Here is a 19,555-nt window from a genome sequence, read left to right on the forward strand (position 1 = left end):
CGCCTACTCTGCTTCTTGTTGTTGCTCGGGAGTTTGCGGAAACATTGTTGTTTTATAGCCAGTGGGCGAATTCTTACTTGTTTCGAGTATTAAGTACTGCTCATTAGATTCTTCATTCAGTATCAATTCAAATGAGTTTAATATGATAGAGCTGCCATTATCTTTAGCGACAACAAAAACTTGATAGCTGTTGTTTTTTAGGAAAAGTGAACTGGTATTTTTATAGCTTATTTCACGGTTATAAATCGAAGACTCTATGGTTTCGTCTTGTCTGACAAAGTATACGGCAACTTGAGAAAAATCATCAGATTGAATTAAGTTAACTATTTCAACTTCATGTTCGTAAATACTGGTCAGTAAGCTATTTTCAACCATTAAAGAGAATAGGTTAACTTCAATTTCATCAATGATGCCATCACCATTTTCATCAATATTACCATCGTTATCGGTATCGACATATTCTTGCTCAGCATAGAAAAATAATGTTTTATTGGTATTTTCAACTAAAGATAATAAATGGTTACTTAATAACGGTGTATTTTCCTCAGTGTCGGTTAGGTCTACGCTGTAGTCACCACTAGCTATGGTTATTGCATTACTCACTTCACCATAGGCTAGTGAAGCAATAGCGGGGTTATCACCCACACCGTTAATATGTAAAGAAAAAACTTCTTGGTAATTGCTTAACTGCTCATGATTAGCAACGGCATTATAGGCGCTAAATTGTGCTTCAGCTTCGGCGTCTACATACTCAATTACCGCAGAATCAGACATTTTATCTAATAGATAAGGCGATGTCCCCGCACCGTTATTTTCTTTTACTACCATAATATTCTGAGAGCTATAAGCAAAAGGGATACTAGTTGATCTGAATAACACCTCATCGCTACCCGCCATTGTGATATAAAAAATATAGTCATCTTGGTCAAGTTTTTGATTATCAGATAATTGCTGATAACTATATTGACCCACTAGAACGGCTTCATTAAAGCTTTCATTTTCTTTAGAAAGATAAAAATCAATGGGTTGCTGGTCTGAGTGCATATTTAACACCCTAAGATTGAAAAGATCGTCGGTAGTATCATCTTCATCATCAATAACAGGGATGCTGTGCACCATCACTTGTGGTGCTAAGACGCTGTCGCTAAGTACTATCATGTGGATAGTCTCTTCAGCTAAAGTGAGGCTATTTTCATAAATAACTGAAAGGTCATCAGTATCTGAGCTGTCATCATCTTGCCACGCTAGCTGATAGTAATAGTCTTGGCTGGTTAAACTGATATTACTATGGGCATTACCATAGGCAATGGCTGAGTAAGTTTGCTCAAAATGGTCATCATCATCGTTATTTTCAGTAAGGTTTTCATCGACTGTTAAATAAATACTCGGCGAGTCTTTCGATAAATTATAAAGTTTAATGTAGCCTTCTCCGCTACTATCGTCACTAGATTCACAGCCGAGTAAAATAAATAATAATAGGCTGGCAGCAAGACAGCTCTTTAAGGCTTGTAGGGTATTAAGTGTGGTCATTTGTTTTCCATTATGTAAAGTTGCAACAAATTGTTGGTGAATGTTATGCAGCAATAGATAGTCACTTTGGGGAAGAGTTCCTGCCTTTACACAATCTTTGCATTTCTTTATTTAGCGTGACATTTTCTTGCACAATAGCCTAATTAATCGGCACTTTTGGTAGGTAATTCAACGGGTTTTCAGCCAATGGAAAAGGGGGCTTCGGTAAAAATGCTTATGAAAACAACAAATGAAAAATGGTAAGGTAAGTTTTTGTATACGCACTATTTGCATAAAGATTATAATAGCGGCGAAATTTTCAAAGTCTTCTTCACAGAACTTCCTTATTAAGCGTTCTTATAGGCTTCTATACTTAAGGTATTACAGTGAACACAACAGACGTATTAATAATTGGTGCCGGCGCAGCAGGCTTAATGTGTGCAGCACAAGCAGGTTATCGCGGTAAAAGCGTCGTTGTGGTTGATATGGGTAAGAAGCCCGCGCGAAAAATATTGATCAGTGGTGGTGGACGTTCAAATTTCACCAATGAAAATACAACGCCCGAGAATTATCTTTGTCAAAATCCCCATTTTGCCAAATCCGCTTTAAGCCGTTATAGCGCGCAAGATTTTATAGATTTGGTCGATCGCCATGGCCTGAAATACCACCATAAAACCCTCGGGCAATTATTTTGCGATGACAGTGCGCAAGATTTGGTTGATATATTGATGACCGAATGTGAATGGGCAGGAGTTGAAGTTAACCTGCGCAGTGAAGTGTTGTCGGTCACCAAAATTGATGACGGTTATAGCGTGACAACGAATGACAAAAGCTACCAATGCAAATCCTTAGTTGTCGCTTCGGGTGGTTTAACCATGCCGAAACTAGGCGCTACACCCATAGGTTATAAAATTGCAGAGCAATTCGATTTAAATGTACTCGAAACCATCGCCGCATTAGTACCATTTACCTTGCACGAGCACGATAAAGAACGTTTTGATGGCCTATCAGGCATCAGCTTGTTGACCGAAGTCACAAGCGAAAATGGCACCAGCTTCAAAGAAAATATTTTGTTTACCCACCGAGGTTTGTCAGGGCCAGCGATATTACAAATATCATCTTATTGGCGCGCAGGGCAGGCGGTAACGATCAATTTATTACCCGAACATAACCTGACTGAAACTTTAAACCAATGGCAAAATGACCAAGGGCAAAAGTCAGTAAAAAACTTACTGGCGACTTTATTACCGAAACGTTTTGTTGAAGTTTTGGTTAAAGACGGCGTCATCGAAGACAAACCCATTAAACAACTCAATCACCCTGAGATTGCTGCACTAAGTGAATACTTACATGCATGGCAGATCAAACCGAACGGCACTGAAGGTTACCGAACGGCCGAAGTGACCCTTGGCGGTGTCGATACCGATGAGTTATCGAGTAAGACTTTTGAAAGTAAAAAGCAGCCAGGGTTATTTTTTATTGGTGAAGTGATTGATGTTACTGGTTGGTTAGGGGGGTATAACTTCCAATTTTGCTGGTCTAGTGGTTATGCTTGTGGACAGGCAGTTTAATTTGGTTTGTATAATGCTAAGGGGCAGGTTTTATGATGCTCTGCTCCTTTAGATTTTGTTATCCAGTTGAAATGGAGTAATCAATAACTCTGTGCCCATTGGTTGCTCAATTCTCTAATTAGAGAATTGAACTTCTTAATCTGCGGCATAGAGTTTCTTAAAATTTTCTAGATTCCAGCCAATCATTACTTCATTACCAATTTTAAGGGCTGGTACAGAGCGAGCCCCTATAGCGTCAAGCTCTTTTCTACCGCGCTGCATTTTCGCATTTGTTACCCTGTATTTAATGCCATTATCATCCAAGTATTTTTGAGCTTCACGGCAATGGGGGCATTTATCTGAAATATATAAAACAACGCGTTTCATCACTAACCTTTACAGAACTGTTAAAGACTAACTATTTTACTTAACTCTCAAAAAAAAACAAAGATGAATTAACGGAACTTTCGATTCTATTCAAAGAAAACCAAGCTACTTTGGTAAACCAATGAGCTTGAAGTTGCCAACAGAAACTTGGTTTTATCATCTTTTAATATTTTATGACTAGCCAGCAGGCAAGGTTTTGCCCATCGAATGTATCGTGTTTATATGATTAAGTAATAATGCGGCTAAAATAATCCCAGCGCCGATGCTTAACCTCAGTATGTCGGCCTCTGTGTTCCATATGAGTACGTTAACAACAATACCTGCTGGAATGAGTACATTATTCATTGCGGCTAACGCACCTACATTGACTAACGTCGCGCCTTTATTCCACCAAAAATAGCCTAAGCCCGAAGCAATGATACCTAAGTAGATGAGCACTCCCCATTGAGTTGGTGTACTTGGTAACTTATCTGTATTGCCAAATAAAACATAACACATAGTAGCGACTATTAATGCGCCAATAAAAAACCATCCAAAGACAGTTTTATGATCCAGCTTACTGTTAATCATTAAGCGTTTGTAAGTAACTTGCCCTGTGGCAAAGCACATATTGGCGGCTTGCACTAATAACAAGCCCATCAAAAAGTTACTATTAATACTTTCATAGCGAATAGCTAAAGCACCACACACGGCAATAATGGCTATAACAAAAAATCGAGGATTAAAATGCTTTTCAAGCGCATCATTTAGTAGGGTGATATAAATGGGTGTCATTACCGTAAATAATAATACTTCGGGCACAGATAAGTATAAAAAGGAGTGATAGTAAAAACTATACATGGCGCCAAGTTGTATAGCGCCAATGAGCATTAGCTTTATAGCTAAGGGCTTTGGTGTTTTTTTAAACTTTAAAAACGGTAAAAAAACTAAAGTAGCCAGCGCAATACGCATCAAAACGCTAAACCACGCATCAACTTGGCCTGCTAAATAAACCCCAATTAAACTAAATGAAAATGCCCAAAGCAGGGTCACTGCAAATAAATAGGCCATAAATATCATCGTTAATTAATTAATGACGACAGTATATACCCGTGACCATTCAAAATGTATGTTCAGTGGGAGAAAAAAACGATTTAGATAAGGCATTGATTGCAGATAATGGTTGTTCCCTTCTCAAAATCAATAACGACTTATCCATCAAACGAAACAGAGATTTTCGTGCCCTGATGACTCACCACAGTTAACAACCAATTTTGATGTTCACATAAGCGTTTAACAATAGATAAACCGAAACCGTAGCCAGTGCTTTGACTACCTTTTACTGCTGGCTCAGTTACTCTTGTTGAAATAGCCGACTCAATACCGGGTCCGGTATCTTCAATGATTAATTGCTCGTCAAAAAAGCTGACTTTTACTGTACCTAAATCGGTATATTGAAAGGCATTACTTAGCAAGTTATCTAACAGTACTTTTAGCATGCCCCGTTGCGCAAATACACTGGCGTTGCAATTGTCATTAACCTGAACCTCAACCTGTTTTCCGTCAAGCAAATAACCATGTTCTATTATTGATTGCTCAATCAGTGGTAGCAATTTCACCGACTGTTGTTTAACTGATGTGTGCTCTTCTCTGGCCAAAACCAACAAGGTATTCACGGTTTGCTCCATTTGTATCGAGGCATCGGCTATGCGACTGATAATATTTTTGCCTTCATCTTTCGTTATATTTTTTTCTTGGTATAGCTCAACCGCATTTTTAATAATAGCTACAGGCGTGCGTAATTCATGACTGACATCTCGAGTAAAACATTTCTCTCGCTCTAACGCTTTACTAATTTGCTGCATAGAATGTTCCAGCGCACGCGCTAAAATACCAATTTCATTGTTAGGAAATTGGTATGCGAAGCTATCGGGAATATTTTCAAGCGCAACACCGTCAACTAAATCAGCCAGCTGCTTTAACGGTTTCGCCGTTTTTCGTCCTAATATCCAGGCAATAACAAAAGCGATTAATGTTAAAAAAGCGCCACTTATTAGTAAAAACTGAAGCACTCCATCCCGAATGGGACGTACTAACAATTTTTGGCTAACTTCAGCAGTAAGGTAGGTATTTGGGTATTGAGGTAAAGTATAAAGATGATAGTGGCGTCCCTCTGCGCCATAGAACTCTTTCCGCTGAGGCTCATCGGTAAATTGTTGTTTTAAGTCAGCAGGTAAACTATTTTTCGAGAAATGCAGTGCCATATATGAATTTCTAATCACCGGCCATTGCTTAGTTTGTTGGTATTGGGTGGTCAAATAGTTAGCTTCCTGCACAACTTCTCGTTCGATGAAACTGTCTTCTAAACTGTATAAGAGCATAAAGCAGAACAAACCATAAAAAGCCGATAATACTAGGGTAAATATACAAAATTGGGCCACAATGTGCCGACTTAAGCTATGAAATTTTACCGCTTTATTCTTTATCGTTTTACTTCTCATCAGTTACATCCAAGGTAAAACCAACACCATGCACCGTTTTTAATAGTGGAAAATCAAACGGCTTATCCAGTACACAACGAAGCTGATAAATATGAGATCGCATGGCGTCAGATTCTGTTGGGTCATCTCCCCATATTTTTTGCGATAACACCGAGCGGCTGACAACTTGAGGGTAGGCTTCGGCTAAAACCGTTAAAATGCGAAACCCCATAGAATGTAAATCAAGCAGCTGCCCTGAACGGGTGACTGTTTTTCTTTTCCTATCTAGGCTTAAAGGCCCCAAGGTTAGAATATCGCTGGTTTGCAATAAATAACGCCGAGATAACGCCAAACATCGCACTTCAAGTTCCTGTAATGAAAACGGTTTTGTTAAATAGTCATCCGCCCCAACGGTAAAACCAGACACTTTATCTTCAATACTATCCCTTGCAGTCAACATCAATATAGGAATGTGCCAATTGGATTTTTCTCTTAATTGCCGACAAACTTCTAGACCATCCATAACAGGCAAATTTAAATCAAGAATGATTAGGTCATAGTGATGCTCTAGCGCCATCTCTAGTCCCTGTTTTCCCTGACTGGCAAAATCAAATACATGGCCTTTTTCTTCCATGTAGTCTGAAATATTTAGCGCGATATTTAGCTGATCTTCAACTAATAACATATAAAGTGATGTTGTCTGTTTTGTCATAGCAAATACCAAAGTCTCAACGTAGGAAGTGAGTGTCTCAACACGCAATGTTGAGGCACTCATCCATTTATTTTTAGTTCATTACAGGGTTAAGGTTTTTAACATATCTGCTGCTGGTTTGTAATCAGGTTTTGTTAACAATAATTGATTTAAGGTGGCCTTGGCAGCACTTTCATTGCCCAGCTTAGACTGAGTTTGGGCTATTTTCATATCTAACGTAGGACTATTAATTGCCTTTTGGGCAACGGTCATCAACGTCAGTGACTTTTCAAAGTGCTCATTCGTTTCAGCTACTTTTAAGTAATAGAAGCCATACATACCAACTAATGCTAGATGGTATTCATTTTGGTCTTTGTCCTGAAGGGCAGACAGCGTTTTTGCTGCTGACGTATCACCTGTTAAGAATTTTGCTATGAGTGCCATGGTCTTATCTTCAACATCCTGTTTTGTGTTAACTGGCGTTAATCCTAGTTTCCTTACTAATTGTGTCGCAACAGCTACTGTCGATGTCGGGTTTTGTCCGGTAATAAGTCGACCGTCAATGGCCACATGGCTTAACATGATCTCACTTGATTGAAACTTAGCGCCACGTTCGGTTAGTTTATCTTCCAACATGAAATCAAATTGATTAATCCATTTTTGGCCAAATAATTTTTCTTCTTTATTGGTAAAACCATTAATCGCTTTATTGGCAATAAGGTAGCTACCATCATTAAGTTTTACGTCAACTAGCGCCGCTGGACCGTGACAAACAGCAGCAACCACACCTTGTTGTTGATAAATATCGGCTATAACCGATTTAAGGGCTTCATCTTTTGGTAAATCAAACATAGCCCCTTTGCCGCCAACGATAAATATTGCGTCATAAGTCTTGGTGTCAAGTTTAGCGGTTGGTATGGTGTTATTCAGTTTCGCCATAATCGCCGTATCGGCTAAAACTGTTGCATTGTATGACTTACCCGGGTCATATTTATCAGCTTCAACTTTACCACCGTTTGGGCTGGTAATATCGACAGCAATGCCATTGCTTTTAAACACTGAATAGGCTTTGGCAAATTCATCAAACTCATAACCTGGCCTTGCTTCACCCTGCTGCTGACCATAACCACTCACAACCATGATGATTTTTTTATTTACCCCCATAGCACTTACTTGCACTGAGATCAGTGATAGCACTACTAAGGTCACTAGGTGTTTTATTCGTTTTATAACTTTCATGTTTATTCTCCTAAGAATTTCATACAGCATGACAAACATGATGTGAAAATAATGTGAAATGGTAATATTGGACAGTAGTTGTCTGACCTTAAGTGTCGGACATTAATTGCCTGATGGAACTACGCAGGTTATTCCTGCTGGCATAAACGCCTAAGGCGGTGACCAAAAATAAAAGGGTAAATAAGGTGAAAACTAACCAGATAAAGTCAGGTTTGTAGGTTAATGAAAACTGAGATTGATATATTAACAATCCAGCAATGTAAGTACCTACTATGGCTCCTATGCCTGCAATACTAGCAGTAACTAACCATTCGATTACATTGAGTTTAAAGCATGTTGTTCGAGAAAAGCCAAAGCTCATAATAATGCTATTCTTCTTCTTTTCTTTGGATTCCAGCGCATTAATTGACGCCAGAATAACAATACCAGCGAGTAAAATAATCATAAGAGAAAAACCACTAATCACTTGGGTAATCATTGCCAAAATACTATCAAATCGCACGGTCATTTCTTTTAATGAAATCATACGCAGTGTTGGAAATTTTTTCCATAGTACGGCTAACAATGGCCATTGCTCTGCATCAAGCTCGATACTCGCCATGTTGTAACGAGGTGATTGAATATGTGCCAATGCAGCCGTTGGCATTTGCACCCAAAAAGTAATAGAACCAGCTCCGGGTAGAAACGCATGGCTGGCGGTAATGTTAAATGTGATACTTTGCTGACCAATAAAAAAGGTTAAGTTATCGCCAATGATTAATCCCAAATCAGTCATGACTTCTTGTTCAACAGAAATTTGCTGCCAATTTTGACTAGTGGACTTCCCTGTTGCTTGCCAGTAGTGGCCATCAACCAGCTTATTGTTTTGTGGAATTGACTCGTGCCAATGTAATCGAATAGCGCGAGTAAATGTAGCCATACTATCACTTGGTTTTTGGCTGAACTGGTCGAGTGACTGCGCATTTACTGCAATTAATTTGGCGTATATATAAGGTTTTACTTGCCGAATAGTGACCCCCGGTTCTTGTGCCAAACTCTCAATAAAAGCAAGTTGCGACTGAGTAGCTTGTGAGACCATGACATTACCATCATGTTGTCGTTGATACGACGCCATAGTTGACCCAAGGTCTTTTAGTAACATCAGCGTAAACAGCAGTAAAAAAGCACAGAGACCGACCCCTAATATTTGCGTACTTTTACTTATTAGTCGTTGCTTCATCATAAATAAGGTAAAAGGAACTAACCCAGAAATATTTTGAGTCAGTTTTTCCCCAAAGGTTAACGTGGCCCAACTGATCAGTATCAGTAATCCTATGGTGATGACTATTGCTGCAACCATCATCAAGGTTAACAGGCCATTATCTGAGTAGGTTATCGCCACGCAGGACAATACCAATATACTGCTTATGCGGGTAAACCAATGACCTAACCCTTTGGTATTGCCGATAAATAACTTAGCAACAGAGCTAGAGTGCAGAGAAAACCAAACCGGAGCATGAAACACGGCAAAAGCAGCTACAACGGCAATGATCGCTTTTAGTGTTGGCCAATAATTCCACTGCCAAACTAAATCGACAAATGCATCATTTAACCAGTCAATAATTAACCAATGAAAGCCAGTCGATAACAACACTACCACAGGAAATAATAAGACTATGCCAATTAGCCACTTAAAGAATGACACTTGAATACCTGTAGCATTTGACGCACCTTGACTCATGCATATCGCTGAAAAATATTGGTCCTTTTTCATATGTACTTGCGTTAATTGTTCAATAGCAATTGCTGCCATAAAAAACAATATGATGGATGCCAAGCCGATAAAGTTTTCTGTTCGTTGCCAAAAAAGTGCTAACGGATGGTCACCCTGTTTATGATGTATTTGTGCCGCGGGTAAATTTTTATTCTGCCATTTGATAAGGTTACTCATTTGATCGGTAGTTGCTTCGATTAGGTAGCGATAATCAATAAGGTCAGAAGAAAAATTCAAGGTGTTCAGATCCAAGCTATTAATCATGGCACGCATATCAACACTATGACCTTCCATCAATCTGTCAGGTTCATGTTGTAATACTCGTGAGACCAAAAAACGTTGTTCTGCCAGCACTAAATGATCGCCAATCTTGAGTGCTAAGCTGGCAAATAGTCTGCTATCTGGCCATATTTCGCCCAACTCAGGTCCGCCTGATGTTTGCTGATTATTGCTTTGCAATTGTCGAGACGTTAACAGTTCCCCTTGGAGTGGGTATTGGTTATCAACAGCTTTGATTTTGGCTTGTTGCCATTGACCATTATGGGTCAACGTTGCCTGAATTTGCTGGGTAGCAATAATTTTATTGGTTAATGCCGATACTGTTGAAAATTGCGCAGCAGTTAATGTTTGTTGCTGACTGATCACCGCGTCAGCACCCAGTAATCCTTGTAGATTTTTATGAAGGTAACTTTGTATGCTGTCACTTGATTGACTTAAGGTAACAATAAACAACAACAATACAGCTTGGGTCCAACGCAATAGCCGTTGATGGGGATGTTGATACTCTTGGTTATAAAAGTGCCAGGAAAGTTTGATATTATTTGTTAACATGACATCACCCTAAGCGTTTAGTTGATGTTTGTTTGAACTGGGCATCGAGCAATGCACCGTTAGCCAGTAAGAAAGCATGTTGCGCCCGACTAGCCAAAATATCGCTATGGGTAACTACAACGAGACCAGCATTATTTTCATGACAACAAGCAAACAATAGATCAGCAATTTCTGTTGCGCTTTGCTGGTCTAAATTACCGGTTGGTTCGTCGGCAAAAATGAAACGGGGCTCAAAAACGAGAGCTCTCGCTATCGCTATGCGCTGTTGTTCACCGCCACTTAACTCACTTGGTTTATGATCCTTTCGATGGCTCAAACCAACTTTATCTAGCCAAATTAACGCTTTATTTATTGCCTGTTTGTCGCCTCTTAATTTTAACGGTAAAGCCACATTGTTAAGCGCTGTGAGTTCTGGCAATAAATGAAATTGCTGAAAAATAAAACCTATATCAGCTCTTAAAAAATCTAATGTTCTACTTATCCCCGCTTTAACATAGCTACTTTGTCCTGTTGTCGGTTGGTCTAAACCTGACATTAACATCAGTAAACTTGATTTTCCCGCGCCAGAAGGACCCGTTATGGCATAAGACTCACCTTGAGTAATGGATAAATTGAGATCGTTGAATAAGGTGATTTTCGATGAGTGAACGTGAAACGATTGGCTTATATTTTTTAATTCAATGTAGCTGGACATGGGCAATACTTATTATTAACAATGGTATGCGCTTAGTTTAAGATTCGTATTGTGAAATGGATGTGAAATCAAGACATGTACATCAAGCTATTACTTTCCGATCCTTTAACCCGAAAGTGATAATGGCATTAGCGATATTGTCCCCCAGTGTTGGTAGAACTTGGCTAGATTAGGGCTAGTATTGAGGCTCTAGGCCGCTTTGGAGTGTAAAAATTTACCTAATTATTTATCAGATGAACGGCTATAACATCAGCAAACTTTTAAAATGATTGGATTGTCGTCGAGATACATCCAATTCCTTCCCGCAGGAGAGTGTTAGCCTTAAGCCACCTGTTATCCATGGCTCTATCGCCACAACATAGTTTAAGTTTACTAACTCTTGCCTGTTTATTCGAAAAAAGGTTTTTGGATCAAGTCGTTGTTCAATCTTCTGTATTGAGCTGTAATGCATTGGGGAATGCTCAGAAAAATGAATGCGGCTGTAATTACCAATCGCTTCAATATAACGTACTTCATTAACTTTTATTAACCAACAATTCTCACCGTCTTTAACGAAAAACTGGCTTTCACCTGATAAAAGTTCAACTGCATTAGTCGGTTGTTTACTGGTATTAGCATCCTCCTTGGCAAGTAACTTAGTGAGTGCTTTTTCGAGCCGTTCTTTTTTGATTGGTTTTAGTAGGTAGTCAACGGTATTAAATTCAAACGCATCAAGTGCGAAGTTATCAAATGCCGTGGTAAAAATAAGAGGAGGAATAACGTCTAAACGAGATAATATATCGAAGGCATTACCACCCGGTAAGTCGATATCCATTAAAATGAGATCAGGTGACTTTTCAGTAATAATGGCTACTGCAGAATCAACATCTTCCGCTTCTGCAATAATTTTTATTTCAGGATGAGCGAGCAATAAATTCTTAAGCTCTAAACGTGCAAGTTCAGAGTCTTCTACTATGACGGTATTTATCATAACGGTTTAATAATTGAATAATATTTTACATTCAACTACTTCATTTTCCTCGATTAAGGTTAATTCATAATTATGTTCAAAACTTAACTTAAGCCTAGCATCTAAATTTTGTAGGCCGATACCTGAATTACTTTTTTCATTATTAAGTACACCATCATTTTTAACGGAGATTGACCACGCTTGAGGCTTATCTTTTGTATACTCGGTTTTGATTGTTATTTGTAGCATTGCTGGCTTTGCTGATTGGTTAAAACCATGTTTTATTGCGTTTTCTACCAGTAATTGTAATGCCATACGAGGAATAACATTATTCAGTAAGGTTGAATCGATACGTTGACTGAATTTCAGTCGCTTGCCTAACTGCAATCGATTAAGTTCAATGAACTCTAAAACAAAGTTTAACTCTTCTTCAAGAGGCACCAAAGCATTGTCATGACTATTAATTTGATAACGCATAATATCGGCAAAGCTTAATAGCATATCTCTTGCTCTATCAGTATCTTGCAGTATAAGTGCGCGAATATTATTAATGGTGTTAAACATAAAGTGTGGGTTTAATTGTTCTAATAAGCCCTTAATTTTATTTTCTTTAATCAATAACTCTAACTGCTGCTGTTTCATCAACAGGTTATTTAGTTTGTCTTGTTTCGTTATCGCTAAATACAAACTACTCCACAAAATATAAGCAAACCAAAGTAAGCCAGTAATCGCTAAAAAAGGTTGGTTTTGGTATATCGGCGTATATTGATTATTTAGCTTAGCGATAAAAAACCAAACAGTATGATGAAGACCATCTACTAATAAGGCAGACAACAAACTTACACTTATTATCAGTAATACCCAAAGACTGCTTTTTAATGATTTAGTATTAAGATACTGATATAAAAATCTTATAGCAGTACTTGTACCGATAGCAAAGGCGGTCACTGAAAAAGAAAATAAGAGTGGATTCACACTGAGAAAGTGATCTTCACCAAAAAAAGGTAAAAGCAAAATGGCGATGGGTAACCAACCACACAATTGAAATAACCAAAAACGCAGTCGTTTATTATAGATAGTTGCTGTGGCTGCTAAGTTTTCTTTATTTGTCATGGCTAATTACTTACGTTGCTTATTTGTTTTGGCTATTTGGTATGAGTTACTTTATTCATTTATTGCCTGTTCAGCTTTGGCTAGATTAGCTTTATACCCTTTTAGTGCTCGATGATTTTTGTTGTTTTTTTCAGTCATTTTTATCGCAATTAAAAATTGTTCTTTCGCTGCTATCGGTTTAGCTAAGGCAAGGAGAGACTCTCCATAACTATCAAAGACATTAGCAGAGTTAGCATTATTAATGACATTGTATTTTAAAATAAGAGACGCTAAAACTATTTCATTATGCGCAACATCTTTTCTAGCAAGGTATTTATATCCTAAGGTGTTTATGTGATCTGCTTTTAAGCTGATATCACTGAATAATTCAAATACTGTTGTTTCAGCTTCTTTAAGGTGATTGCTGTTGATTAGTTTGGTCGCATCGATCAATGTCGCAGCTAAGTGTTTGTTTTTTGATATGCTCGTTGCTTTTTTGATCACGTCGTTTATTGATTCGATAACAAGTTCTGGTTCATTCAGCGCGATGTTATGGCCACTGTTAGTGGTAACTATATGGCTTGCATTGCTGAATTGATTAAATAACTGGGTATGTAAATCGCGCCAAATCTGCTTTCCTTCTGGTGAATGAATAATAAACTGAGGGTACTCTTGAACCATAGACGTTAATATAACCGCAGGTACATTAGGCAATGGACCAAAATCAGGTAAAGCACCTTTTTCATCAATGGCCATTAATATTTTACTTTCAGCTTGCAGCTTTTTAGGTACCATTTTTTCGTATATTTTTAAAAAACTTTCCGTTTTTTCTTTATCTAACTGTTTTAACCTTTGCATTAATTTTTCATTGGCAGGGTCAACAAAAACTAATCCCGCAACCTTCGCTGGATTTTGAGCCGCATATGTTCGAATGATGTGCGATCCATACGAGTGACCAACGAAAATAAAAGGGGGTTTTAAGTTCGCTTGCGAGATAAGTTGCTGTAATTCATTAGTAGATTCAACCAACGTACGCGCGTTATCGATAGGGTCAGATTTACCATAACCGGCACGTGAGTAAATAACCACTTTGGCTTTAGTACTTATTTGTGGGGCAATTAAGCGCCAATGAGATAAGTCATTACCAAAACCAGATTCAAATATTACCGTAAACTCTCCTTCGCCTAAGCTCATCATATGTAATGCGTTATCTGTCAATTTTATCATTTGATCTTGTGGCGCTTTATTTGCGGTAACAGCAGCAGTATGGAAAGACAAAATACTAAAGACACTAATGACTATTAGCGCCAGTGATTGCTTTATCGACTTGTGTTTATGCCCTTTTATAACGTTTTTAAATACTTTCATGATAATTACCTCGTTTCGGTTAACTCGTTAATGAATTTTTCATTCAATATTGTGTGATGTACGCACTATAACGATGTTTTTGAGTAGCAAAGGGGAATTTATGATGAGCGGTTAAATGATAATTTTAATGGTCATTTATTTACATTGCCGAGTAAAGTGCCACAAGATTTTTTCAGTGTGGCTAACTCCTCTCTGGTCATTTTGGACTTATATAACATCATATTAGGCACTTTTTCTGCTTTGTTTTTGGTTGGACTATTTACGATATACAAATAAGTTGCGCACAATGTACTTGCGTGTTCCTTATAATTCTATTAATATACTTGTAATTAAGTTGCGCACAACCTTATTGTGCGCATTTTTCTTTGGCTATTATACATTAACAGGATACTCAAATGACTATTTTATATACTACATCAGCAACTGCAAATGCTGGCCGTAATGGCCAAGTAACAACAGATGATAAGAAATTGGATCTTGCGTTAAGTTATCCAAAAGAGATGGGTGGAACGGGTGAAGCAACAAATCCAGAACAACTATTTGCAGCGGGTTACTCGTCATGTTTTTCTAATGCTATATTACATGTAGCCCATGAAACTAAAGTGGCAATAAAATCAGCGCCAACAACCGCAACGGTTGGCATTGGTCCAAATGATAATAAAGGCTTTGCACTCGCTGTTACCTTATCAATAGTATTAGATTTAGAGCAAAGTGAAGCGGTTCAACTTGTTAAAACAGCACATCAGGTTTGCCCTTATTCAAATGCGGTACGCGGTAATATCGATGTGAAATTAATAGTAAATGGTGTTGCTTTATAATTAATAGCCATCGGATTAATTTTCACTTAATTTAGCTAATGACAATCAAGGAATAAATTATGCGCGCAGTTCGAATTCACCAATATGGTGGTATTGAAACTCTTAAGTTAGAGCAGATTGATACACCGGTAATCAATGCAGATGATATTTTAATTAAAGTTAAAGCTTCGTCAATTAATCCGGTTGATTGGAAAATTAGAGAAGGTTATTTAAAAGATTTTATCCCTTACAAATTACCTGTAACCTTAGGTTGGGATGTAGCAGGAACCGTTGCTGCAGTTGGTGATTCAGTGACTGATTTTAACGTCGGCGATGAAGTTTTTAGTCGCCCTGAAATTAGCCGAAATGGCACTTATGCCGACTTTGTCGCGGTAAAAGCTGATGAAGTTGCGTTGAAATCTGCCAAGTTAGATTTCGGACAAGCAGCCGCTTTACCTTTAGCGGGCATTACCGCTTGGCAATGTTTAGTCGATGTAGGCCAAATCAAAGCAGGGCAACGAGTCTTGGTTCATGCAGGTGCTGGCGGTGTAGGGCATTTAGCGATACAAATCGCGAAAGCGAAAGGTGCAATAGTTATTGCAACAGCCTCGGCAAAAAATCAAGAATTGTTAACGCAATTCGGCGCTGATCAAGCGGTTGATTATAATCAAGGTACCTTACTCGAGCAGATTGAACCGGTTGATTTAGTTGTTGATACGTTAGGTGGAGAAGTGCAGAGTCAATCTTGGGCATTATTAAAACCAGGCGGCATGTTAGTTTCTATCGTTGACCAACCAAGCGAAGATCTTGCGAAAGAACATGACGTTAAGGGCGCATTTGTTTTTATCCAGCCAAGTAGTCGTATCTTGCGTGAGCTAAATACTTTAGTAGAAAAAGATCAGCTTATGCCCTTTATTGAGCATCGTTTTCCATTAGATAAAATAGCCGAGGCGCATTTACAGAGTCAATCTGGGCGCACACGCGGTAAAATCGTCATCGACGTGAGTTAATTTCTTAATTTAATTCAAGTTGAATTAGCTGAACTTAAAAACCAAGGTCGCATACTTTATGCGACCTTTTTAGATCTATATAAGGTTAGTTCTAAGGTATTTTGGCATTGCAGCAAAAAATTTAATCACAAAAGTATGATGCTTCTTGCTGATGTTTTATTTAACTGTATGCTAATGGTTAGTGGTCAGACCTTTGGTGTCAGTGACATATTATAGAGGCTATAAGTAAGCAATGAAGCAACAATCGTTATATATTCAAGGTGAAGATTACCAGCTACATCTTCGTCATATATCCAAAAATTCAGCTGGCACGCCGGTATTAATGATCCACGGAGCCATAGAAAATGGTTATATTTTTTACACTAAGAAAGGTAAAGGGTTAGCCTGCTATTTAGCTGAACAGGGTTTTGATGTTTATGTTGCAGACCTTCGTGGTCGTGGACAAAGCACGCCAATAATAAGTGCTAATTCTGACTTTGGTCAATTTGAAGCGATTAGCCAAGATATACCGATGTTTTTAGATTACATCACTAAAAAGACCAACAAAGCTATGCATGTAGTTTCTCATTCATGGGGTGGTGTGTTAATGGCGAGTTGTTTAGCTCGTTATCCGGAGAGTTTATCACAAGTGTTAAGTAACACCTGTTTTGGTACAAAAAGAACGGTAAGCGTAAAAAGTGTAGGAAAGTTTTTAAAAGTGAATCTGTTCTGGAATAACTTTGCCATAAAACTAGCCAATAAAAACGGCTTTTTAGACGCTAAAAGGTATGGTATTGGCTCAGATAATGAAACGAAAAAGTCGCTTGCACAAAGTGTTGCTTGGGTTAAAAAAGGTGCTTGGATCGATCCCCATGATGGCTTTGATTATAATGAAGCGGCTAAAGATATATCATGGCCGCCGTCGTGGCACTTTACCGGAGTAAAAGACAAGGTTTTAGGGCATGAGCAAGATGTAAAAGCGTTTATTGCCGAGTCCTCGAATCATCAAGCTAAATTTAATTTACTTTCAAAGAAGAATGGTCATGCCTTAGATTATGATCATATTAATATTCTGACTCATCCTCAGGCTGTTACCGATCATTTTCCACTGTTGGTTGAATGGCTAAAAACTCATCAATAAGATTACTTATGAAATGGAGACTACTGAGTGACACCATAATAAGCGGTTATATTTTTCACTAATAACTAAGTAAATAGACTTAAAAAGGGCTCGCCGTGCGCTGACATCAACCAAGCTAATGCTGCGGAGTTAGCAACTACGGTAAACCAAAAGGCTACTCTGAATTCTGCTTTTTTAGATTTATGCCTCAGCATTTGTTGCGCAATTGCCGCACCTGGCCAACCGCCAATTAAGGCTAACAAGTGTAAGGTACTTTCTTGCGTACGCCATGCACCTCGTTGTGCTTTAGATTTATCAAAGGCATAAGCGAGAAAGGTAATAAAACTCACGCCAAGGTAAATGAGTACTAGTTTCTGAGGTAGATGACCAAAAAAGTAAGCCGCGATTACCAAGGCAATAAATAGTATGGATAAATAGATAGAGAACGTACTGATTTGTTTAGCCTCTTTTTTCTTAATTTTCTCACCTGAAAAGCTTGCTTGATCGGCGCAAAACCTTCCTTGATTATCCTTTGTAATTGAAAAGGTAATAACATCATTTATTTTGGGGGTTCGACTGCGGTTTTCTAAGGCTGTTTTGTGAATGAAAACAGCATCACCGCCGCCATTTGGGGTAATAAAACCAAAGGCTTTGTCGCTATTCCATTTAATTATTTTTCCTTTTAAGCGCATTTAATGCCAATCCCATTAAGTTATTAACCACTTGTGCTGGTTAAAATATTCCAAGGTGGCGTTGCTCTAAACTTCCTTGTTTTAGTTTGCCGTTATTATTTATGCAATGAGCTGCTTTAGTGCGTTAAATGTTGCACTTGTTTTATCTTCTTCAGCACAAACACTCAGTAAGTCATCAATAAAGTGATTTAACGCTCGGTGTTCTATATTTTGTACTTTTTCTTGCTGGGCAGGCGTTAGTATTTGATAACTAGTTGCCGCTCCAAAATCACCAAAAATGATATTGCCTTGCACGTCAAATAAGGTGTTATGCGCGTATAAATCACCATGACAGACTTGGTTTTTATGTAAGTGTGCAAACACATCTTGCATCTGGCTTACTATGTTTTTAATAAGCACAATGGATAAGCTGAAACCTTGCGGAAAGGTGTCTCGAGTACAGCTGTTAAAGCAAGGTGGTAGGCCAAGGTTTTGATAACTCTCAGGGATAAGGCTCATAATTAACGCAAGGTAGTTGTCTTCATTTACTTGCGCTAAGGATTCGACTAAATTTGGATGTTTTCCTACTTGTAAGCAGGCTTGTAATTCATCTTGTGGATAACCATCACTAGTGACTTCACCTTTAAAAACTTTAACGGCAATATCATCAGGAAATTGTGATTGTGGTGTATTCCAATGTGCTTTTGAAATTACCCCAGAAGCGCCTTGGCCTAACACTTTTTCTAAGGTGTAACTTACCGATGATATTTGAGGTACTGACTTCACTTCGACTTGAGTTTCGCTGTTATTTTTAACCGCTGAAAATGGGTTGCCGGCAAAGGCAATCCATGCCAACTTAGGCAAGTTTAATAACTGTTCGGGACATTCGGTTAACTTATTGGCAGAAATACGTACTAATTCCAGGTGATGAGCTTGCGCTAATGTTTGCGGCAAATGCGTTAATTGGTTGCCAGCTAAGGCTAACTTCTGCAATCTTGGACGCTCGCCTAAACTATTGGGCAAAGTCTCAATTAAATTATCCGTTAAAATCAACCAACGCAATTGTGCTGGCAGCGACGCTTCAGCAACTTGTGTTATTTGGTTTGATTTAAAGCCAACCATTTCCAAGTTAGGCAATTGGCCTAATACTTCGGGCAGGTGTTCAAATTTATTTTGTGAAGCGAAAATGATTTTTAGTTTGCTCAGTTGTACCAGTTCATCAGGTAATGAAGAGAGTGCATTATAAGATAAGTCGAGAATCTCTAAACTATCAGCCAAGGTTAAAATTTCTAAAGGGAAACTGGTTAAATTTTCAGATAACTTTAAATGGCTAATGCCGGCGAGTTCGCCTGAACGAAGTTGGGAAAGAGTATGCAAAATAAAGTGTCCGATTAAATGATGAAAAACGGCGCTAGTTTACTGGAATTTTTATCATAATGCTTCAACGTTCGAGATT

At 38.3% G+C, this 19,555-nt stretch carries 17 protein-coding genes; 4 read left to right on the top strand and 13 right to left on the bottom strand.

Translation table 11 applies throughout. From position 1 onward, the window contains the following. Positions 1 to 3: 3 nt before the first annotated feature. On the bottom strand, positions 4 to 1,530 hold the full coding sequence (locus tag CXF71_RS09350) for a DUF4397 domain-containing protein (RefSeq protein WP_101232690.1): 1,527 nt from the start codon (positions 1,528 to 1,530) through the stop codon (positions 4 to 6). Between the two features lie 365 nt (positions 1,531 to 1,895). On the opposite strand from CXF71_RS09350, the gene CXF71_RS09355 reads away from it, so the two are divergent. Then, a complete protein-coding gene (locus CXF71_RS09355) occupies positions 1,896 to 3,080 on the top strand; it encodes an NAD(P)/FAD-dependent oxidoreductase (RefSeq protein ID WP_101232691.1) in 1,185 nt (394 codons plus the stop codon). A 135-nt stretch (positions 3,081 to 3,215) separates the two neighbouring features. Here CXF71_RS09355 and CXF71_RS09360 read toward each other — a convergent pair whose 3' ends face one another. The 10 genes from CXF71_RS09360 to CXF71_RS09405 all read right to left on the bottom strand — a co-directional run bounded on the left by CXF71_RS09360 (position 3,216) and on the right by CXF71_RS09405 (position 14,522). Next, positions 3,216 to 3,446 (bottom strand): glutaredoxin family protein, encoded by a 231-nt coding sequence (locus tag CXF71_RS09360; RefSeq protein WP_101232692.1) that lies wholly within the window; start codon positions 3,444 to 3,446, stop codon positions 3,216 to 3,218. Between the two features lie 177 nt (positions 3,447 to 3,623). Beyond that, positions 3,624 to 4,496 (bottom strand): carboxylate/amino acid/amine transporter, encoded by an 873-nt coding sequence (locus CXF71_RS09365; protein ID WP_198559863.1) that lies wholly within the window; start codon positions 4,494 to 4,496, stop codon positions 3,624 to 3,626. Positions 4,497 to 4,636: 140 nt separating this feature from the next. Beyond that, the gene (locus CXF71_RS09370; protein WP_198559864.1) at positions 4,637 to 5,926 is read right to left on the bottom strand and encodes a sensor histidine kinase; all 1,290 of its coding nucleotides are present in this window, start codon (positions 5,924 to 5,926) and stop codon (positions 4,637 to 4,639) included. Then, complete coding sequence (locus CXF71_RS09375; RefSeq protein ID WP_101232694.1) at positions 5,916 to 6,617, bottom strand: response regulator transcription factor; 702 nt, start codon at positions 6,615 to 6,617, stop codon at positions 5,916 to 5,918. Before CXF71_RS09375 ends, CXF71_RS09370 begins: the two co-directional genes overlap by 11 nt. 81 nt (positions 6,618 to 6,698) lie before the next feature. Continuing rightward, positions 6,699 to 7,835 carry a type 1 glutamine amidotransferase domain-containing protein gene (locus CXF71_RS09380; RefSeq protein ID WP_101232695.1) on the bottom strand — a complete coding sequence of 379 codons (1,137 nt, stop codon included), beginning with the start codon at positions 7,833 to 7,835 and terminating at the stop codon, positions 6,699 to 6,701. An 88-nt stretch (positions 7,836 to 7,923) separates the two neighbouring features. Next, positions 7,924 to 10,419 (bottom strand): ABC transporter permease, encoded by a 2,496-nt coding sequence (locus CXF71_RS09385; RefSeq protein WP_101232696.1) that lies wholly within the window; start codon positions 10,417 to 10,419, stop codon positions 7,924 to 7,926. 4 nt (positions 10,420 to 10,423) lie between these two features. Then, positions 10,424 to 11,113 (bottom strand): ABC transporter ATP-binding protein, encoded by a 690-nt coding sequence (locus CXF71_RS09390; RefSeq protein WP_101232697.1) that lies wholly within the window; start codon positions 11,111 to 11,113, stop codon positions 10,424 to 10,426. A gap of 241 nt (positions 11,114 to 11,354) precedes the next feature. Next, complete coding sequence (locus CXF71_RS09395; protein ID WP_101232698.1) at positions 11,355 to 12,083, bottom strand: LytR/AlgR family response regulator transcription factor; 729 nt, start codon at positions 12,081 to 12,083, stop codon at positions 11,355 to 11,357. A 6-nt stretch (positions 12,084 to 12,089) separates the two neighbouring features. Further along, positions 12,090 to 13,175, bottom strand: a complete 1,086-nt coding sequence (locus CXF71_RS09400) for a sensor histidine kinase (RefSeq protein ID WP_101232699.1) — start codon at positions 13,173 to 13,175, stop codon at positions 12,090 to 12,092. Between the two features lie 51 nt (positions 13,176 to 13,226). Beyond that, positions 13,227 to 14,522 carry an alpha/beta fold hydrolase gene (locus CXF71_RS09405; RefSeq protein ID WP_101232700.1) on the bottom strand — a complete coding sequence of 432 codons (1,296 nt, stop codon included), beginning with the start codon at positions 14,520 to 14,522 and terminating at the stop codon, positions 13,227 to 13,229. Positions 14,523 to 14,917: 395 nt separating this feature from the next. Between CXF71_RS09405 and CXF71_RS09410 the strand changes: the two genes are divergently transcribed. The 3 genes from CXF71_RS09410 (at position 14,918) to CXF71_RS09420 (ending at position 17,449) form a co-directional block, all read left to right on the top strand. Further along, on the top strand, positions 14,918 to 15,340 hold the full coding sequence (locus CXF71_RS09410; RefSeq protein WP_101232701.1) for an organic hydroperoxide resistance protein: 423 nt from the start codon (positions 14,918 to 14,920) through the stop codon (positions 15,338 to 15,340). 59 nt (positions 15,341 to 15,399) lie between these two features. Then, positions 15,400 to 16,329: an NADP-dependent oxidoreductase gene (locus tag CXF71_RS09415; RefSeq protein ID WP_101232702.1), complete on the top strand. Its 930-nt coding sequence runs from the start codon at positions 15,400 to 15,402 to the stop codon at positions 16,327 to 16,329. A gap of 232 nt (positions 16,330 to 16,561) precedes the next feature. After that, positions 16,562 to 17,449 carry an alpha/beta fold hydrolase gene (locus CXF71_RS09420; RefSeq protein WP_101232703.1) on the top strand — a complete coding sequence of 296 codons (888 nt, stop codon included), beginning with the start codon at positions 16,562 to 16,564 and terminating at the stop codon, positions 17,447 to 17,449. 65 nt (positions 17,450 to 17,514) lie between these two features. On the opposite strand, the gene CXF71_RS09425 is transcribed toward CXF71_RS09420, so the two are convergent. After that, positions 17,515 to 18,120 (bottom strand): DUF1294 domain-containing protein, encoded by a 606-nt coding sequence (locus tag CXF71_RS09425; protein ID WP_101232704.1) that lies wholly within the window; start codon positions 18,118 to 18,120, stop codon positions 17,515 to 17,517. Positions 18,121 to 18,219: 99 nt separating this feature from the next. Beyond that, a complete protein-coding gene (locus tag CXF71_RS09430) occupies positions 18,220 to 19,476 on the bottom strand; it encodes a leucine-rich repeat-containing protein kinase family protein (protein ID WP_101232705.1) in 1,257 nt (418 codons plus the stop codon). Positions 19,477 to 19,555 lie beyond the last annotated feature (79 nt).

Source organism: Colwellia sp. 12G3, from assembly GCF_002836775.1.
Taxonomy (GTDB): Bacteria; Pseudomonadota; Gammaproteobacteria; order Enterobacterales; family Alteromonadaceae; genus Colwellia.